General features: G+C 45.0%; 17 protein-coding genes. 8 read left to right on the top strand and 9 right to left on the bottom strand.

The genetic code is table 11. The features are described 5' to 3' along the window. Positions 1-3 precede the first annotated feature (3 nt). The 7 genes from tadA (at position 4) to KDM90_RS01100 (ending at position 6897) form a co-directional block, all read left to right on the top strand. Positions 4-531 (top strand): tRNA adenosine(34) deaminase TadA, encoded by a 528-nt coding sequence (tadA, locus tag KDM90_RS01130; protein ID WP_212673774.1) that lies wholly within the window; start codon positions 4-6, stop codon positions 529-531. A 43-nt stretch (positions 532-574) separates the two neighbouring features. Next, positions 575-1498: an LD-carboxypeptidase gene (locus KDM90_RS01125; RefSeq protein ID WP_212673773.1), complete on the top strand. Its 924-nt coding sequence runs from the start codon at positions 575-577 to the stop codon at positions 1496-1498. Between the two features lie 78 nt (positions 1499-1576). After that, positions 1577-2755 (top strand): acetyl-CoA C-acyltransferase, encoded by a 1179-nt coding sequence (locus KDM90_RS01120; RefSeq protein ID WP_212673772.1) that lies wholly within the window; start codon positions 1577-1579, stop codon positions 2753-2755. A 38-nt stretch (positions 2756-2793) separates the two neighbouring features. Continuing rightward, entirely contained in the window at positions 2794-3273 is a 480-nt protein-coding gene (locus tag KDM90_RS01115) for a PaaI family thioesterase (RefSeq protein ID WP_212673771.1), read from the top strand. 136 nt (positions 3274-3409) lie between these two features. After that, positions 3410-4411 (top strand): NADP-dependent oxidoreductase, encoded by a 1002-nt coding sequence (locus KDM90_RS01110; protein WP_212673770.1) that lies wholly within the window; start codon positions 3410-3412, stop codon positions 4409-4411. Between the two features lie 44 nt (positions 4412-4455). After that, entirely contained in the window at positions 4456-4884 is a 429-nt protein-coding gene (locus KDM90_RS01105) for a GNAT family N-acetyltransferase (RefSeq protein ID WP_212673769.1), read from the top strand. A gap of 126 nt (positions 4885-5010) precedes the next feature. Continuing rightward, positions 5011-6897: an MFS transporter gene (locus KDM90_RS01100; protein ID WP_212673768.1), complete on the top strand. Its 1887-nt coding sequence runs from the start codon at positions 5011-5013 to the stop codon at positions 6895-6897. 102 nt (positions 6898-6999) lie between these two features. Here the strand turns inward: KDM90_RS01100 and KDM90_RS01095 are convergent, their stop codons facing one another. The 8 genes from KDM90_RS01095 to KDM90_RS01060 all read right to left on the bottom strand — a co-directional run bounded on the left by KDM90_RS01095 (position 7000) and on the right by KDM90_RS01060 (position 14075). After that, the gene (locus tag KDM90_RS01095) at positions 7000-7425 is read right to left on the bottom strand and encodes a nuclear transport factor 2 family protein (RefSeq protein ID WP_212673767.1); all 426 of its coding nucleotides are present in this window, start codon (positions 7423-7425) and stop codon (positions 7000-7002) included. 83 nt (positions 7426-7508) lie between these two features. Next, a complete protein-coding gene (locus tag KDM90_RS01090) occupies positions 7509-8303 on the bottom strand; it encodes an SDR family NAD(P)-dependent oxidoreductase (RefSeq protein ID WP_230409537.1) in 795 nt (264 codons plus the stop codon). Further along, positions 8300-8839 (bottom strand): DUF3833 domain-containing protein, encoded by a 540-nt coding sequence (locus KDM90_RS01085; protein ID WP_212673766.1) that lies wholly within the window; start codon positions 8837-8839, stop codon positions 8300-8302. Before KDM90_RS01085 ends, KDM90_RS01090 begins: the two co-directional genes overlap by 4 nt. Further along, the gene (locus KDM90_RS01080) at positions 8836-10125 is read right to left on the bottom strand and encodes an MFS transporter (RefSeq protein WP_329605277.1); all 1290 of its coding nucleotides are present in this window, start codon (positions 10123-10125) and stop codon (positions 8836-8838) included. Before KDM90_RS01080 ends, KDM90_RS01085 begins: the two co-directional genes overlap by 4 nt. Beyond that, positions 10122-10691, bottom strand: a complete 570-nt coding sequence (locus tag KDM90_RS01075; RefSeq protein ID WP_212673765.1) for a chalcone isomerase family protein — start codon at positions 10689-10691, stop codon at positions 10122-10124. The genes KDM90_RS01080 and KDM90_RS01075 overlap by 4 nt, the downstream gene beginning before the upstream one ends. Beyond that, positions 10691-11902: an SAM-dependent methyltransferase gene (locus KDM90_RS01070; protein ID WP_212674446.1), complete on the bottom strand. Its 1212-nt coding sequence runs from the start codon at positions 11900-11902 to the stop codon at positions 10691-10693. The genes KDM90_RS01075 and KDM90_RS01070 overlap by 1 nt, the downstream gene beginning before the upstream one ends. A 26-nt stretch (positions 11903-11928) precedes the next feature. Then, on the bottom strand, positions 11929-12729 hold the full coding sequence (locus KDM90_RS01065; RefSeq protein ID WP_212673764.1) for a DUF1365 domain-containing protein: 801 nt from the start codon (positions 12727-12729) through the stop codon (positions 11929-11931). 50 nt (positions 12730-12779) lie between these two features. After that, on the bottom strand, positions 12780-14075 hold the full coding sequence (locus KDM90_RS01060; RefSeq protein WP_212673763.1) for an NAD(P)/FAD-dependent oxidoreductase: 1296 nt from the start codon (positions 14073-14075) through the stop codon (positions 12780-12782). 131 nt (positions 14076-14206) lie between these two features. Here KDM90_RS01060 and KDM90_RS01055 point away from each other — a divergent pair, with 131 nt between their 5' ends. After that, a complete protein-coding gene (locus tag KDM90_RS01055) occupies positions 14207-14821 on the top strand; it encodes a TetR/AcrR family transcriptional regulator (RefSeq protein ID WP_212673762.1) in 615 nt (204 codons plus the stop codon). Here KDM90_RS01055 and KDM90_RS01050 read toward each other — a convergent pair. Continuing rightward, entirely contained in the window at positions 14818-17079 is a 2262-nt protein-coding gene (locus tag KDM90_RS01050) for a bifunctional diguanylate cyclase/phosphodiesterase (RefSeq protein ID WP_212673761.1), read from the bottom strand. The genes KDM90_RS01055 and KDM90_RS01050 overlap by 4 nt on opposite strands. Positions 17080-17085: the final 6 nt, after the last annotated feature.

Raw genomic sequence — 17085 nt, 5'->3', positions numbered from 1 at the left:
CGGATGTCGACTACTATCGATAATACAGAAGTGCCTTATAATCGCGACGAGTTGTTTATGCTCGAAGCCATCGCGCAAGCTAAACTAGCTTGGCAAGCAGGCGAAGTGCCAGTCGGCGCAATAGTCGTCAAAGACGGCGAGATCATCGCCCGCGGTTTTAATCAACCGATAGCGACCCACGATCCAACTGCGCACGCCGAAGTCGTCGCTATGCGTGCTGCAGCCGAAGTCCTTGGTAATTATCGTCTACCTGGTTGTGAACTCTATGTCACCTTAGAGCCTTGTGTCATGTGTTCTGGTGCATTAATGCATGCACGTTTTTCTCGTATCGTTTTTGGCGCACATGATTTTAAGACTGGCGCTTGTGGTTCGATTGTCGATTTATTCAAAGAAGAAAAGTTAAATCACCATGCCGAAGTGATCTCTGGTGTGTTGGCAGATGACTGTGTACAACTACTCAAGGATTTCTTTGCTGAGCGTCGCCGTGCCGCGGTAGAATCGCGTATTCAGTCAGACAACCTAGGCGAATGATAGCCGCTATCGATCGCTGATTATTCAAGACGAGTTTTTAGCGATGCCAATTTCCTTTCCCAAAACGCTACCAACGCATCCTTGTATCGCCATTGTTGCACCTAGTGGCGCTGCTTTAGATGAGACCAATTTAGACGCTGGTTTGCAGTCTCTAGAGAATGCCGGATTTAAAGTCATCAATTACTACCAACATGCAAATCGTTTTGAACGATTTGGCGCGACTGACCAACAACGTTTGGCGCAACTACATGCAGCTATAGACAATGACGAAGTGGATATCGTGATGGGAATACGCGGCAGTTATGGCTTGTCGCGCATATTGCCTGATATCGATTTACAAAAAATTGCCAATAGTGGCAAATGGCTGGTCGGTTACAGTGACTTCAATGCTTTGCAATTAGCGATGTTAGCAAAGACCGGCACGGCTAGTTTATGCGGTCCGATGTTGTGCAATGATTTTACTCGTGAAGTATTAAGCCCATTTACACAAGATCAGTTTTTAAGCGCTTTGCGTGAACGGAAAACCCAGCTCGAATTTGAATCAGATCACAGCTTTGCACATGATCTTGAGCTGGAAGGAACCCTATGGGGCGGTAACTTGGCAATGATTTGTCATTTACTAGGTACCGAGTATTTCCCACAGATCGAAGGAGGTATCTTGTTTGTTGAAGATATCGCTGAACATCCTTATCGTGTTGAACGTATGCTGCTGCAACTTCACATGGCTGGCATATTGAAAAAACAAAAGGCGATCGTCTTAGGGAATTTTTCCGCTTATCGCTTAGCACCACAAGACAATGGCTATGACTTTGCAGCGATGTTGAAATTTTTGCGTTCGACAATCGCCACGCCCGTCATCACTGGGCTCCCTTTTGGTCATTGCGACGACAAAGCTAGCTTAATGCAAGGTTCGCACGCGCGCTTGAGGGTAAGCGGCACGCAAGTATCCTTGTCTGCAGAATATTGATTCAATACTTCACCTCGACTCGCACACGCACACATACACGTATAAACGCATTCACACATAAAGAAATACGGAGACAATATGACAGACGCAGTGATCGTCGCGACCGCACGTACTGGTTTAGCCAAATCATGGAAGGGCGCATTTAACATGACACATAGTGCCAGCATGGCAGCGCCTACCTTAGCAGCTGTGTTGCGTCGCGCTCAATTAGAACCAGCCGAGCTAGATGATGTGATGGTCGGTTGTGCCTTTCCCGAAGGAGCTAATGGCCGCAATATCGCACGTCAAATCGCCTTGCGTGCGGGCTGCCCAGTGACAGTGCCGGGCATGACGATCAATCGTTATTGTTCATCTGGTTTGCAATCCATCGCATTAGCGGCGCAACGCGTGATTTCTGGCGAGCTAGATATTGTCGGTGCAGGTGGTGTCGAATCGATTTCATGTGTGCAAAACGAGATGAATCAGCACATGCTGAGTGATCCTTGGTTAGTACAGCATATGCCTCAGGTATATATGCCTATGCTAGAAACCGCTGAAATCGTTGCGAAGCGTTATCAAATTTCACGTCAACGGCAAGATGAATACGGCGTGCGCAGTCAACAACGTGCGAGTGCTGCTTTGGCGGCAGGGCTATTTGATGCTGAGATTATTCCTGTAACGACCATGATGCGCGTGACCGACAAAGACACGGGCGAACATCAGGTGCGTGAAGTGACTATTAATGCGGATGAAGGCATACGCGCAGGCACTACATTGGAAGCAGTATCGAAAATCAGAACGGCATTGCCCGACGGTGTTATTACAGCAGGCAATGCCAGCCAATTTTCAGATGGCGCAGCGATGACTATCGTCATGAATGCTCGGGTCGCCGAACGTAAAGGCTTACAGCCATTAGGTGTGTTTCGTGGTTTTGCCGTTGCAGGTTGTGAGCCAGACGAGATGGGTATCGGACCAGTATTTGCGATTCCTAAATTGCTGAAACGTGCAGGCTTAAGCATTGATGATATCGGTTTGTGGGAACTGAATGAAGCGTTCGCTGTGCAAGTATTGTACTGCGCCGACAAACTAGGTATTCCTATGGATAGATTAAATGTGAATGGTGGCGCAATTGCCGTTGGTCACCCTTATGGTGTTTCTGGTGCACGTCTCACTGGACACGCTTTGTTAGAAGGCAAACGTCGCGGCGTTAAATATGTAGTCGTCACCATGTGCATAGGCGGCGGGCAGGGCGCTGCTGGATTGTTTGAAGTTTTATAAACGTGATTGGCATAGCCCCATTTTTAGTGATGAATAAGATGTCTGATTTCCCCATAAAGTCCACCCCAAGTTCCACCCAAAATTCTAGTGTGATTTCGCAAATTGAAAATCCTTTCCTCGACTATCTCGGCATCGTTTCGGGCGAGATGAAAGACGGTAAAGCCAATTTGTTTTTAGACCTACATCATCACCACATGAATAGTTGGCAAATCACGCATGGTGGCGTATTGATGACCTTGCTTGATGTGGTGATGGCAATGGCTGGACGTTCTCTACATGATGATCAAAAAGGTGTTGTCACTGTCGAGATGAAAACCACGTTCTTGCAACCAGGTGGTGTCGTAGGTGGACGCCTTGAAGCGTGCAGTGTCGCTTTTCATCAATCGACGACCATGTGTTTTTGTGATGGTGAAATTTGGAGCGGTGATAAATTGGTGGCGAAAGCGATGGGAACGTATAAGTATTTACGTAGCCTGAAATCTAAAGCTGGTCTAGTGAAAATGGGCGGCAGTGATTGAGCTTGAGAGTTTCATAGTTTCGTAGGGCGGGTGCAACCCGCGCCGCCAGAACATAGTGTAAGCGAGACCGATTTACGTGCGGCACGGGTTGCACCCGCCCTACAAAAACAGAACTAATTAACAGGGAAAATTGAATATGAATGCGCAGTACCAACGCATCGTTTTAGCCTCCCGCCCAAGTGGCGAGGTCACACCAGAAAATTTTCGTCTGGAGACAGTGCCAGTGCCGACTATCGCAGACGGTCAAGTCTTAATTCGCAATCATTTTCTCTCACTCGATCCTTATATGCGGGTACGCATGGATGATGTGAAGAACTATGCGGCACCACAAGCTTTAAATGAAACCATGATCGGTGGCACGGTAGGTGAAATTGTCGCTAGTAACAATCCACAATTTCAAATTGGTGACAAAGTCATTGGTATGATGGGTTGGGCGGAAATGGGCGTCTCTGATGGAACCTTGTTACGCAAACTCGATACGACCCACATTCCCTTATCTGCCTATCTAGGTGCAGTAGGTATGCCAGGCATGACGGCTTGGTATGGCCTGACCCAAATTATGCAAGCAAAAGAGGGCGAAACCATCGTCGTCTCCGCTGCCAGTGGCGCGGTCGGCAGCGTGGTCGGACAATTAGCGAAATTACGCGGTTGTCGCGCGGTTGGGATCGCGGGTGGTGCAGAAAAATGTGCGTACGTGGTCAATGAATTGGGCTTTGATGCTTGTATCGACTACAAAGTTGGAAACCTAGAAGATCAGCTCGCAGCGGCAACGCCAAATGGCATTGATGCGATTTTTGAAAACGTGGGCGGTGCGAGTTTTGACGCTTGTTTGGCGCGCGTGAATCCGTTTGCAAGGATTGCCCTTTGTGGCATGATCGCAGGCTATGATGGTGGCGACATGTCTATCCATAATGCGCGAATGTTACTCAGTATGCGGGTCACCTTGCGAGGTTTTATTATTTCTGAACACCTAGATTTATGGCCGCAAGGCTTGAGAGAATTAGGGATATTGGTTGCGCAAAATAAATTGAAGTTTAGAGAGAGTATTGCTCCGAATCTAGCGGCAGCGCCAGAGGCATTTATCGGTTTATTGAAAGGTAAAAATCTCGGAAAACAATTAGTACGCTTGATTCCATAATTGCGATATGGATGAGATGGAAGACGATAAAAGTGAGAATATAAATGAATCCCGACATACAAATAAAATTAGGCGAATGGTCTGAATTGCAAACTGATGCACAAGCAGTGCGTACCGCCGTCTTTGTTGAAGAACAAAAAATTCCGGCAGCGCTCGAATGGGATGTGATGGATGCGCAATGTTTACACGCTGTTGCCTACGACGCGCAAGGCAAAGCGATAGGCACCGGACGTTTGCTACCAGATGGTCATATCGGTCGTATGGCGGTGTTGAACACGGCACGCAATTGTGGTGTTGGTGCTGAAATATTGCGTCAACTGATGGCGCAAGCGAAACATCGCGGTATGCAAACAGTACAACTCAATGCACAAATCTCAGCAGAACCGTTTTATCAGCGCGAAGGATTTCTTCGTGAAGGTGATCTGTTTATCGAAGCAGGTATTGAGCATATTCACATGAACAAAAACTTGTAATTTCCTCGCAAGTTAGATTGTTTTTGTTGTTGAAACTTCCCAGGTTGAAAAATAAGCCAATTTCAAAGCTAATTACTTTAGAATTAGTTTTTTTATTAATAGTCGTCCTTGCGAGCCTATACTGATATGAGCCAACACAGCCAGTTCACCCTATTGAAAGAGCGCCGCTTTGCGCCGTTTTTTTGGACGCAATTTTTTGGCGCATTTAATGACAATGTGTTTAAGACGGCTTTGCTGACGATCTTGACTTACGATGCCTTAACTTGGACCACGATGGATGTAGGCTTGTTGAATAATTTGATTCCAGGCTTGTTCATTTTGCCCTTTGTTTTGTTTTCTGCGACATCAGGGCAATTAGCCGATAAGTTTGAAAAAGGGCGTATGGCACGCTATGTCAAGCTACTAGAGATAGTCATTATGCTGATCGCAGGTTTTGGTTGGATGACACACAATATCTGGGTATTAGTAGCGGCGGTGGCTGGAATGGGTATTCACTCCACTTTGTTTGGTCCCGTTAAGTACGCCTATTTGCCGCAGCATTTGCATGCCGATGAGTTGGTTGGTGGCAATGGTGTCATTGAAATGGGAACCTTCGTTGGCATACTGTTAGGTGAGATTTTAGGTGCTATGCTCGTGGTACATAAACCTTGGGGAATAGAGCTAGTTGCTGGCGGCACGATTATCATTGCTATTATTGGTTGGTTGTTTAGCTTACGTATTCCAATCTCACCTGCACCAGTCCCGGATTTAAAAATCAATTGGAATCCCGCTACTGAAACCGTGCGCAATTTAAGCTTCAGTAAAAAAAATCGTCCCGTCTTTTTATCCCTATTAGCCAATTCTTGGTTTTGGTTTTATGGCGCGATCTTGCTTGCGCAATTTCCGCTTTATGCCAAAGATTATCTGCACGGTGACCATAGTGTTTTTGTTTTGTTATTGACGATTTTCTCTTTTGGGATTGGTGCTGGTTCTTTGCTATGTGAGCGTTTATCTGGACACAAAGTGGAAATTGGTTTGGTGCCATTCGGCGCAATTGGCTTGTCCATCTTTGGCTTCGATTTATATCTGTCGAGTTTGATGTACACCAACACTGCGGCAGTGACGGCGATGAGTTTTATCGATCAAGTCGGTAGCTACAAAATCTTGTTCGATATTTTTATGATAGGTATTTTTGGTGGCTTGTATATCGTGCCCTTGTTCGCGTTGATTCAAACTCGCTGCGATCCTAAACATCTGTCACGTACGATTGCTGGCATGAATATCATGAATGCCTTATTTATGGTGGTCGCTGCTTTAGCTGCGATGCTGATGTTGAAGCAAGGATTTACCATTCCGCAGATTTTTATGGCGACTGCGATTTTAAATGCACTGGTGGCGATCTATATTTTCAGCGTCGTTCCAGAGTTTTTGATGCGCTTCGTTGCTTGGATTTTGATTCATACCGTGCATAGAGTGAAGGGCATCAATGTCGATAAAATTCCAGAGCAGGGTGCAGCAGTTTTAGTTTGTAATCACGTCAGCTACATGGATGCGATCGTCATCATGGCGTATAGCCCGCGCCCGATTCGCTTTATGATGGATCATAATATTTTTAAGATTCCCTTCTTATCTTGGGTATTTCGTACCGCCAAAGCGATTCCCATCGCGCCAGCAAAAGAAAATCCTTGGCTGATGGAAAAATCGTTTATCGATGTGGCGCAAGCCTTACATGAAGGGGATTTGGTGTGTATTTTCCCAGAAGGGAAATTGACCCGCGATGGTGAAATCAATGAGTTTAAAGGCGGTGTGATGAAAATCGTAGAACGCACACCAGTACCAGTGATTCCTATGGCATTACGCGGTCTTTGGGGTAGTTTGCTGTCGCGCGACAAGGGTAATCCTTTCCATCGCTCATTCCGCCGCGGGCCATTTTCTCGTTTGGAATTAGTGGTCGGTGAGCCCCAAGACCCCGATAAAATATCACCTGAAGGATTGCAGCAGCAGGTGAAAGAATTGCGTGGGGATTGGAAATGATTGAAACGAACGATTGAAATTTGAAGCTATGTATAAATAAGTGAACGCCGCGAATAAGAAATCGCGGCGTTTTTTTATGCTATTTACGTTCGATAATACGACTCAGGTCTGCACCTTAAATTTGTGGCGCAGCCAGCCAACCAAAGTACCTACAATCGGTAACTTCTCCCATAGCTCTTCTGCAGCATCCCAGTAATCGCGGTGATCGGTGATCATTCCTTGTTCGTTGAATGTCAGCATAGAACCGCCTTTGACTACATAATTTTTGCCCCGCAATCCGAAGTGAAATTCCCAGGTGAGAAATACCTTTTGTCCTTGTTCAATGACTTCTTCAAAAATGAAACGCGGTGCTTCTGTGCTTGCAAACATGTGCTCAAAAATCTTCGCGATGGCTTCTACTCCGACGACCTCGTTAAACGGGTCTTTGAATCGTGCATCGATTGCATAGAGACTGGTAATTTGCGGTAGCGTAGACGGACTGAGGCTTGCGTACCAATCCATAATTTTTTGTACTAGTGGTGTAGGCATGGTGAATATGTGTTCTGTGAGCGTATCTGTAGTTTATTATTAGGCGCTTTTTCCATTGACATTCTTTTTCTCAAAGGATTGTATTAGACAAGGACAAAGCGCCGAATCAATGCAAAACGCCAGCGATAAGGCAGTATTTGAAATAGCTTGAGCCCTAAGGTGAAGCGCTTAGGGAAATGAATTTCAAAATCTCCGTTGGCGATTCCTTCAAGTATTGCCTGTGCTGCTTGTTCTGGCGTTTGTAATGCGGGCATGTCGAAATCGTTTTTGCTGGTTAGTTCAGTTTGTACAAAACCTGGATTGACCAAATACACATTGATATTCTTTTTGTGCAGATCACTGTACAAAAGCTCGCTTAAATTAATTAATGCAGCTTTGCTCGGCCCATAAACGCTGGCGTTCGGCAATCCAACATAGCCTGCGACGCTGGCAAGAATCGCGATTCCGCCGCTGCCTCGACGAAGCATAGGTGGCAGGACCGATTGCAGTCCCTGATAGACGCTTTCAAGATTAATTTTAATCGTTGTTGCCGCATCATTCGCATCCACATCCCAACTGCGCTCTGGCTGATACTTAGCGGCGCAAAAGATGACTAAATCGATATATTGAAAACGCGCCAGCAAATCCGCACTCGCATTGTTCCATTCCCCTTGATTCGTCGCATCAAAACTCAATACATGGGCATTCGGATTGGTGCCTGCAATGGCATTGAGACGATCGACCCGGCGCGCAGATAAGATCACCTTGGCATTACGCTGCAACAATGCTTGGGCGAGCGCAGCACCGATGCCACTTGAAGCGCCGATGATCCATATCGTTTGTCCGCTCCAATCACGAATCGGACGATTAAGTGGTGGTAAAAAAGGGAGTCGCATCATCCTCTCCGACGGAAAAATAAAGTGACTTCACCCACTTCAAAACCAAACTTACTCATTTTGGCGCGATTGACCATGGTGTTTTCATCGATTAGATACATCCAATCGTCCATCGCCATTTCATAGACACTACCATCGACCGGTAACAGCAGGGTGTATTGCCATTTGAAGGCGTTGCCAGCAAGCTCGCCTAGGGCGTCTCCTTTCACATCGTCTGCCTTGCCAACCCAGCGACCATCGGCATTTTTACGTAAGCGCCAAATGCGTTGTTGTTTGCTGCCATCGTCATACACGAAGTTCTCATCTAGGACTAATTCGTCGCCGATTTTCTTGGTATCGATGACAACATGAAAACGCTTAACCACTGCGCCGTTTCTTTGTTGAAACATACCCCATGCGTCGGTTGTTCCGAGAAAAAATTTCTCTAAATCGAGTTGCGGTTTAACATCTCTATAGTGATTCACATCGGTGATAGCGCAAGCGCTCAGAAAAAATGTGAACGACACTGCGCTTAAAGTCAGAAGGATTTTTTTGATCATGATGAAAAGCTCTTAGAAAATTGACGAAGTAAAAAGAGCGCGATCAGTTTGAAGGCGCAAGGGAGAACGGCATAGCTAAAGCTTAGTGCGAACAAACTATTGGCATGATTCATTTGGTTCGTTTGATGCGCTTCATAGCCGAGTAGCGCAAGAAGCGACAAACTAAGGCCAGCTAAGGCCAAGGTAAATTTACCGATGAGCGACCAGAGACCAAAATAAGCTCCCATATTTTGTTGATCATCCACCACCACGGTAAGCAACACCGGCGGTAATGCAAGATCTGCACCCAGCGCTAAGCCTGAAGCTATGCAAACCAGTATAAATGCAGTACTGTCGCCAGCACCAAGCAAACTTGCACTCACAAAACTCAGCACTGCAATCAACATCCCGATTTGCCAAGCACGCTGCGGACCAATTCGCTTAGCTAACTTGATCCAGATAGGTAAGCCACATGCACCAGCGACAAAGTAAGATGATAAATAAAGCGCTGTTTTTTCTGGAGTTTGTATGCGATCGCTAATGAAAAACAAAATGAGACTGGCAGGTATCGCCACCGACAAAGAATTAAAAAAATAAATTCGAAGCAGCGCGAGAAAGCGTGAATTTTTAAGAAGTACGCGTAATGCAATCACAGCATGCGCGCTGCGTTTTAGTGGCTTAGTTGCGCCAACTATAAGGGCACAGACCGCGAGTCCAACTAGACCAGTGAAGACAACTACATATTGACTTAATTGCGCGCTAGCTTGATTGGTATCTTGCAATACGATCCAGCTTGGAATAACGCTCGCGAGTATGACGCCAATCATGCCAAATGCTTCTCGCCAAGCGGATGCGCCTAATAACTGATGCAATGTTGTATCGGTAGCGGAATCACTTAAATTTCGATTTTCTAGACTAGAACCCCAAGCCAAGTAAGCAATGTTTAACATGCTATGTGCTGTATAGGCGAGACTAAGCATCACGCCAAGCCAAATCAATAATAAGGTATTCGATTCTCGTGCGAATGCAGGGGGCAGCCACAAACCCGAAAAACTAAGGCATAGCATGACAGCTGATGCAATGATCCAGCTAGGATTGCTACATCCAACTTTATCGACCAGTTGTCCAATAAAGGGATCTTGCACCGTATCGAACATACGTGCAAAGAACAATACTAAGCCCGTGATTGCTAAGGGCAAACCTAACTGCGCGGTGTAATAGTTCGGAATCTGCACATAGACAGGCAGGGCTGCCATCGCGAGAGGCAGTCCCAGTAAACCATAGAAAATGAATGCAGAAGTTTTCACATCGATGAGCCAGTTATTGCTGTCACTGCTTTGTTGTTACCCAATAGCTGTTGACGTAAATTGTTATCTTTAGTACGAGGGTCTAGCCAAATCGAGAAAAAAGCATTCGCAAAAGTTTCGTCGGGGATCTCCGCCAATAAAGTTTGCTGGCTATAAAAGCGACAGCCAATCCCGGGTAAATACACCCCAATTAATTGATCACCAGATTGAACATCGATGAAGGCTTTTTCCATGTATTGACGCCAGACTTTCAACTTGTCGGCATTAAATTTATCACCATGCAAACGCTTGATCTCATCGATACTGGAATCGACAAAGCGATCGCGGCTGATGGATTTTTTATAGGTGATTTCTAAAGCGAAGCTTGCGTTTTGGTCTAGGCCACCATCTTTGTTTGGAGCTTGTTGCCAAATTCGTGCGGTGTAGATCGAGAAACCCCACCAACGAAATTCTCCTCCACCTACGATCTTCGCCTGCGGCAAATGCTGCTTCCATAGCTGTGCATTAGCTGTCGGATACAACAGTATCGTGGCGATAAATAACAGGATTTTAAAAGCGCTACGCATCACGCACTCTTCTGTAATAAGAATTGATAAACATCGGTGCGACCTTCATCGAAGCCGGCTTCGCAATAAGAAAAATAGAGTTGCCAGATTCGTTGGAACGCAGTGCCAAAACCTAGACCATGAATGCCATCGATATTATTCTCAAAGTCATGATTCCAACGGCGCAAGGTCTCCGCATAATCTTTGCCAAATGCGTATTGATCGCGTGTTTGCAAACCATGCTGCTGCGCCAGTTGCATAAAGCGAGGTGGGCTTGGCAACATGCCGCCAGGGAAAATATATTGTTGAATAAAATCGGTGCCACTGCGGTAGCGTTCAAAGCGCGCTTCGTCAATCGTAATAGTTTGTATAAGTGCCTTGCCACCTGCCTTCAGACGTTGATTCACCGTTTTGAAATAAGTAGGCCAGTATTCTTCGCCAACTGCCTCGAACATTTCGATAGAAACGATCGCATCATAGCTACCGTTTAGATCACGATAATCACACAATTCCAATTTGACTAAATCTTGTCGTTGCGCTTGTTGGATTCTTTGCTGTGCTATTTCTAATTGTGAGGGAGAAATAGTGATCCCATGTACATGAATCCCGCGCGCCGAAGCATGCTCTGCAAACCCACCCCAACCGCAGCCAATTTCTAAAACACGATCTCCCGCTTTTAAACCCAGTACATCAATAATGCGCTGATATTTGCGGTACTGCGCTTCTTGCAAGCTGATGTCGTAATCACCGTAAAAGATTGCACTCGAATACGTCCAACTTGCATCGAGCCACAATTGATAAAAGGAATTGCCAATGTCGTAGTGCGCATGGATGTTTTTGCGGCTCCCTTTGCGTGTGTTCGGACGCAATATATGCTTGAGTTTGTACCACAGCCCCATTAACTTGCCGCCGAAAATTGCCTTGTCCAAGGCATTCTCATTTTGAATTGCCAAGCGAAGTAGGGCAGTTAAATCACTCGTGCTAATCCATCCGGCTTCATAACATTCGGCGAATCCAATGTCGCCACCTTGCAAAATTTTTCGACAAGCTTGCCAATCGTGAATCGTTAAAATGACCGACTGGGATAGTTGCTGATCCCCAAATTTCATTACATCCCCATTTGGTGTAACGAGATGGAGATTGCCATGCTTGATTTTGTTGAGCATGCGAATAAACAATTGCGCACTTGTCGGTATAGCAGATGTCTTCATCGCATTCGGATCGTTCGTCATGTCACTTGATGTCGTTTGAATTGAACTCATTTAATCTGCTCCTGTTTTATTGTTTTGCCAGTCGAAATCTGTTGATTGGTGAAGTGTACCTGACGGTGAAATGGGACTTTTTTCAACCACAGAATCAGCGCGTGCCAATGAATCCGGTAGAACACGCCAAAGGTTAGTAGAGGTTGCTTGCAAAGTGCCTTTAATAAGTTACCGGATGTCAGTTGCTGCGTTTTTCCGATGATGGCAGTTTGCAGCAATGTAGCTTGGCCATCGTAATAATCGATATTGACTTTGAATCTATTCGTAGTTTCGGAGAACTTAAATTGATAATGCCCTTTAACCTCACAAAATGGAGAAACATGCATCATTTTCGTACTCATTAATTCGGTGTCCTTCTCGATCACTTCATGTTCGGTGGCTCTCAATAAATAAAAGTGATGCTCGCCAAAAGTGTTATTCACCTCAGCCAATACAGCACGAAGTTGAGTTTGCTTGTCGTAGCAATACCAAATGCTTATCGGATTAAAGGCATAACCAAATACTCTTGGAAAACTCAGCAACTCAATTTTTTCTATCTCTTGAACCTGATGCGAACTGAGAACCTTTTGTATCCACTGCTTCAAACTAGAGCCATCACGTGGACCATAATCTTTCGTATGAATCGAAATCGGACGCCAACAATTGATACCAAACATTGCGCTGTTTGGAAGGTCTTTCGACGATTGGCTTAGTGCATCAATATCTAGCTTTAGCATAAAAACTGGATAGACGAAACGATGCTTGACCGGTCGTAGTCGTTGGTGCATTACTAAAGCGTTGACTAGTGTCGATGCCATTGTTTATCTTCGTTCTCTTTATGTTTGCGTAACGGTTGTTTCATTCTCGATTAATCGATGCGAGCCCAAGCAGGACTCAAATCAAATTGCTTCACCACACGTAATGCAGATTTCAAGCCGTCTTCGTGAAAACCATAGCCGGTCCAAGCACCCGCAAACCAAGTATTGTTTGCACCTTGGATACTGGATAAATTGGTTTGGCTGTCGATCGCACTTTGATCAAACACGGGATGATCGTATTCAAATTGGGCATACACCGACTCTGGCTGTGGCTTATGAATAGGATTTAAGGTCACAATCACAGGGGTTTCTGTGTCGAGACGTTGTAATTGATTGAGTAGGTAGCTCACACATACTGATTGGGTCGCACCTGTTGTCGAACTAGCGTCTGCGCTTGTTCCAATGTAATTCCAAGCGCTCCAAACCTTTTTATTTCGGGGCAGCAAAGTGATGTCGGTATGGAGATAAGCAGTGTTTGGCTGGTAGCGTACTTTCGATAACAATGCCAATTCCGTTTGACTTGGATCAGTTAACATACGCAGCGTGTCTGGCGCATGGGTCGCGAAAATAACTTGATCAAATACTTCGCTCTTACCATTGCTTGTTACCAGCACACCTTGCTGATCACGCTTCACCGAAGTCACCGGACTGTTGAGACGAATATCCTGTAAAGTTGCGGCGATTTTTTTGACATAACTACGCGCGCCATTTTGTACGGTACGCCATTGAGGGCGATCATTTACTTGGAGTAAGGCGTGATTGATACAAAATCGTAAAAACGTTCGTGCTGGAAAATCCAAAATGTCCTTTGGCGAACTTGACCAGATAGCAGCTGCCATCGGTATCAAATAGTGATTAGCAAAAGCGGCATTGTATTTTTGATCGACCAGCAATTGTCCTAAACTAATGCCTGATTCGATACTCAATCGCAGATTACTCTCAGCGTCGCGATTAAACCGCAAAATGTCTTTAATCATTCCCAAGAATGATGGGGAGAAAATATTTTTTCTTTGTGCAAAAACGGTATCGAGATTGGTACCGGCCCATTCTAGTGCACCATTATTGAGAGATACCCCGAAAGACATATCAGTGCCATAACTATCGATACCTAATTCGGCAAACAAGGTAATTAAGTTTGGGTAAGTCTTATCATTAAAAACCAGAAATCCTGTGTCGACAACGAGAGTCTTGCCGTCAACAATAATCTCAACCGTATTAGTGTGCCCACCCAAATAGGTATTCGCCTCATATAAAGTCACATCGTGTTGGCGCTGTAAAAAGTAGGCGCTCGCCAAACCGGAGATACCCGCACCAATTACTGCAATTTTTTGACGTGACTCTGACATGCCTATCCTTTGTATGTAATCAAGATCACCAATTCACGAATAAACTGGTTTTATTTGTTGAATTTCTACTTCGGTGTTAATATTAATACTGTTTAGAAAAAAACGCTACTGATTAGTAGATATTAATACTCATGAGTATATTTAGCAAACTTAATTTTAAAGATCAGGCATTCCGATTGCGCGAGGATGCCATTCTTGATGCCACGACAAGCATCCTTGCAAGTAAGGGCTTTGACCTTATGACGATGGATGATGTGGCAAATCTAATTGGCATCTCCAAACCAAGCTTGTATAAGCACTTCAAGTCAAAAGAAGATCTTGTGGGGGCGGCGATGATACGTCTGCTCGATGGTGCTAGCCTGCAACTTGAGAGTTTTCCAAGTGAGTACAGCGCCAAGGAAAAATTGTCCGCCTTGCTAGAGTGGGCGTTGCGGGTTAGGCTTGATGGGGGGTTGCCTTTCTTACCATCAACCAGCAATGCTGTAAGAGAAATGTTGATGCGCAATCTAACTTATGTCGGTCGTGTCATCAAGCTCAACAGCAAATTGGAAAAATTAGTCATCGCAGCACAGAAAGCGGGGGACCTCAGCCGAACGTTGAGCCCTGATGTCATTCTGTTTAGTTACTATGCGCGAAGCTGTGATCCCGCTGTTGATTATTTGCAGAAATTTAGCAAAATGAGCACGGATGAAATCGTTGAAAATATGCTGCGAGTTTGTTTTCAAGGCCTAGAAGACGCAGTTTAGTGCGAATGTGATTGAGACTGAAGCCACAGAAGCAGTTCTTGTTTCGGCATTGGCTTTGCGTAGTAAAAACCTTGCGCTTGTTCACATCCATACGATAGTAAAGCTTGTGCTTGCTCAAGATTTTCCACGCCCTCAGCAATTACTTCAAGATTGAGACTTTGACTCAATTGCACAATCATTTTTGCAATGCCACCACTATCCGAATGACCAACAATCTCGTTGACAAATGCTCGATCGATTTTCAATTTATCAACCTTTAACTTTTGCAAGTGACTAAGGGATGAAAATCCCGTGCCGAAATCATCGATCGATACGCGAACACCCAGTGCTTTGATTTGATCCAGTGTTGCAATTAACATTTCTGGATCCGTCATTGCCATTGATTCAGTAATTTCTAATTCGATGCAGTCGGGTCTGACTCGCGTGTCACTCAAAGCGCGCTCGATGCTTCGTAAAAAATTGGGATGACTAAATTGAGCTTGTGAGACATTCACTGCCATTCGAAAATCATGTAATCCTATTTTTTGAATCTGCAGTAGTTCGAAACATGCAGTACGTAATACCCATTCACCAATGTTAACTATCAAGCCAGAGTATTCAGCAATAGGGATGAACTTATCTGGTGGAATCAAACTACCATCTTCCGTCTTCCAACGCAGCAAGACTTCTGCGCCAGTTGCGCGGCCACTCTGCATATGAATTTGGGGTTGAAACACGACAAATAGACGTTCGCCTTCAAACGCAGCACGTAACGCATGCATCATGCGCACACGTTCTCGAATTTCGACTCCCATATCGCGCGTAAAATAGGAATAGCCTGAACGTTGGTGTAGTTTGGCACGCTTTAAGGCAATATTGGCATCCTTCAAGGCATCTGCTGCCGTCAATTCATAGTCAGAAAATTTAACTAAGCCCAAGGTAGCCGTTAATTGAACCCGTTGCTGGTCAACGAAAAATGGTCGACTAAATAGACTTAAAATGACACCAGGAGAAACGATAATTTCGTGGCCCAATAGTGCAAAAATATCATTACCAATACGGGCAATTTTGCAATTATCGGCAAAATGGCTACTTAAACGCATACCCACTGCGCGCAAAAGATAATCACCAAATTGATGGCCAAGTGCATCATTGGTTTCAGCAAAATGATCGATATCTATGAGAGCTAAAGTACTATCACTTTTTTGTACGCTATTTAGAGTTTGGTGAATGTTCTGCAGCAATTGCAAACGATTGTTTAGGCCTGTCAATGGATCATAAAATGCTAAATTGTGCATTTTAGAGTTGAGCATTACATTATCGAGGCAGACCGATGCATTACTACTGAAGGTTTGCAACAAACGGATTTTCTCAGGATGATCGAGCAATCCTTTTTTGATATAGATCGCCAGAGTGGCGCCCGCGAGATTGCTGAGATATAAGACGGTATGATGGGTTTCGAAGAGATGCCGCTGCTCGAATTGAGCGACTTGAACTAAGTGCTGCTCTAATTTTTCCGCAACTAACACAAAGGGTTTCTCGCGCCATGTTTCGTAATGGTCACTGCATGCGATGACACGTAATCCTGGTGCAAAATCAACATTGTGTGTACTCGGTGTATGGGTGAAATTGGCTGTGCAAACAAATGCTGGCGGCGCCTCTCCTAGAATCTCAAAGACATATTCAAGCAATAACTGAGTGAACTCATTCAAGTTATTGGTTGTCATTAACAAGCCACTAGCACCTATAATGACTTCTAAACCTTGCTTACTGGAAGAAATAATTTTGATTTGCTCGTAGGACCTGACCGCCGAAGTCACCGCGGTGAATAATTTGGCTTGGGTGAGTTCTGTTTTATTTTTATAGTCGTTGATATCATAGTCGCGAATTGCATCCATTTCGGGTGCATATCCTGCTTGCCCAGTACGCAAAATAATGCGTACATCCGCCAATCCCAAGGTATCGCGGATGTACGCAACTAATTGCAAGCCTGTATCGTCTTTCTCCATCACAACGTCCAACAATATCACCGCGATATCCTGGCTATGTATCAGAATTTGTCGTGCTTCGGCAGTGGAATAGGCGTGTAAGAAGTGTAGGGGGCGATGCTGAATTTTGATGCCATGTAGTGCAAACATCGTCGCTGAATGGACGTCAGGATCATCGTCAATGATGAGAATATTCCAGCACTCGCCTAGCTCGCTAGCGGGGATTGTTTTCGCATCGTTGGTATCGTCTTCAACGAAAAACAAAGCGTCATCGGAGCTGAGGTTATCCATAGTCAA

Origin of the sequence: Affinundibacterium fentianense (genome assembly GCF_018139545.1) — a bacterium.
GTDB lineage: Bacteria > Pseudomonadota > Gammaproteobacteria > Burkholderiales > Burkholderiaceae_D > Undibacterium > Undibacterium fentianense.
Note: the sequence above shows the minus strand (reverse complement) of the source record. Positions and strands in the feature narration are given on the sequence as shown.

Excerpts from the sequence above, each read along its gene's own strand:
- tadA (WP_212673774.1), top strand. The coding sequence starts at position 4 with ATGTCGACTACTATCGATAATACAGAAGTGCCTTATAATCGCGACGAG.
- KDM90_RS01125 (WP_212673773.1), top strand. The coding sequence starts at position 575 with ATGCCAATTTCCTTTCCCAAAACGCTACCAACGCATCCTTGTATCGCC.
- KDM90_RS01120 (WP_212673772.1), top strand. The coding sequence starts at position 1,577 with ATGACAGACGCAGTGATCGTCGCGACCGCACGTACTGGTTTAGCCAAA.
- KDM90_RS01115 (WP_212673771.1), top strand. The coding sequence starts at position 2,794 with ATGTCTGATTTCCCCATAAAGTCCACCCCAAGTTCCACCCAAAATTCT.
- KDM90_RS01110 (WP_212673770.1), top strand. The coding sequence starts at position 3,410 with ATGAATGCGCAGTACCAACGCATCGTTTTAGCCTCCCGCCCAAGTGGC.
- KDM90_RS01105 (WP_212673769.1), top strand. The coding sequence starts at position 4,456 with ATGAATCCCGACATACAAATAAAATTAGGCGAATGGTCTGAATTGCAA.
- KDM90_RS01100 (WP_212673768.1), top strand. The coding sequence starts at position 5,011 with ATGAGCCAACACAGCCAGTTCACCCTATTGAAAGAGCGCCGCTTTGCG.
- KDM90_RS01095 (WP_212673767.1), bottom strand. The coding sequence starts at position 7,425 with ATGCCTACACCACTAGTACAAAAAATTATGGATTGGTACGCAAGCCTC.
- KDM90_RS01090 (WP_230409537.1), bottom strand. The coding sequence starts at position 8,303 with ATGATGCGACTCCCTTTTTTACCACCACTTAATCGTCCGATTCGTGAT.
- KDM90_RS01085 (WP_212673766.1), bottom strand. The coding sequence starts at position 8,839 with ATGATCAAAAAAATCCTTCTGACTTTAAGCGCAGTGTCGTTCACATTT.
- KDM90_RS01075 (WP_212673765.1), bottom strand. The coding sequence starts at position 10,691 with ATGCGTAGCGCTTTTAAAATCCTGTTATTTATCGCCACGATACTGTTG.
- KDM90_RS01070 (WP_212674446.1), bottom strand. The coding sequence starts at position 11,902 with ATGACGAACGATCCGAATGCGATGAAGACATCTGCTATACCGACAAGT.
- KDM90_RS01065 (WP_212673764.1), bottom strand. The coding sequence starts at position 12,729 with ATGGCATCGACACTAGTCAACGCTTTAGTAATGCACCAACGACTACGA.
- KDM90_RS01060 (WP_212673763.1), bottom strand. The coding sequence starts at position 14,075 with ATGTCAGAGTCACGTCAAAAAATTGCAGTAATTGGTGCGGGTATCTCC.
- KDM90_RS01055 (WP_212673762.1), top strand. The coding sequence starts at position 14,207 with ATGAGTATATTTAGCAAACTTAATTTTAAAGATCAGGCATTCCGATTG.
- KDM90_RS01050 (WP_212673761.1), bottom strand. The coding sequence starts at position 17,079 with ATGGATAACCTCAGCTCCGATGACGCTTTGTTTTTCGTTGAAGACGAT.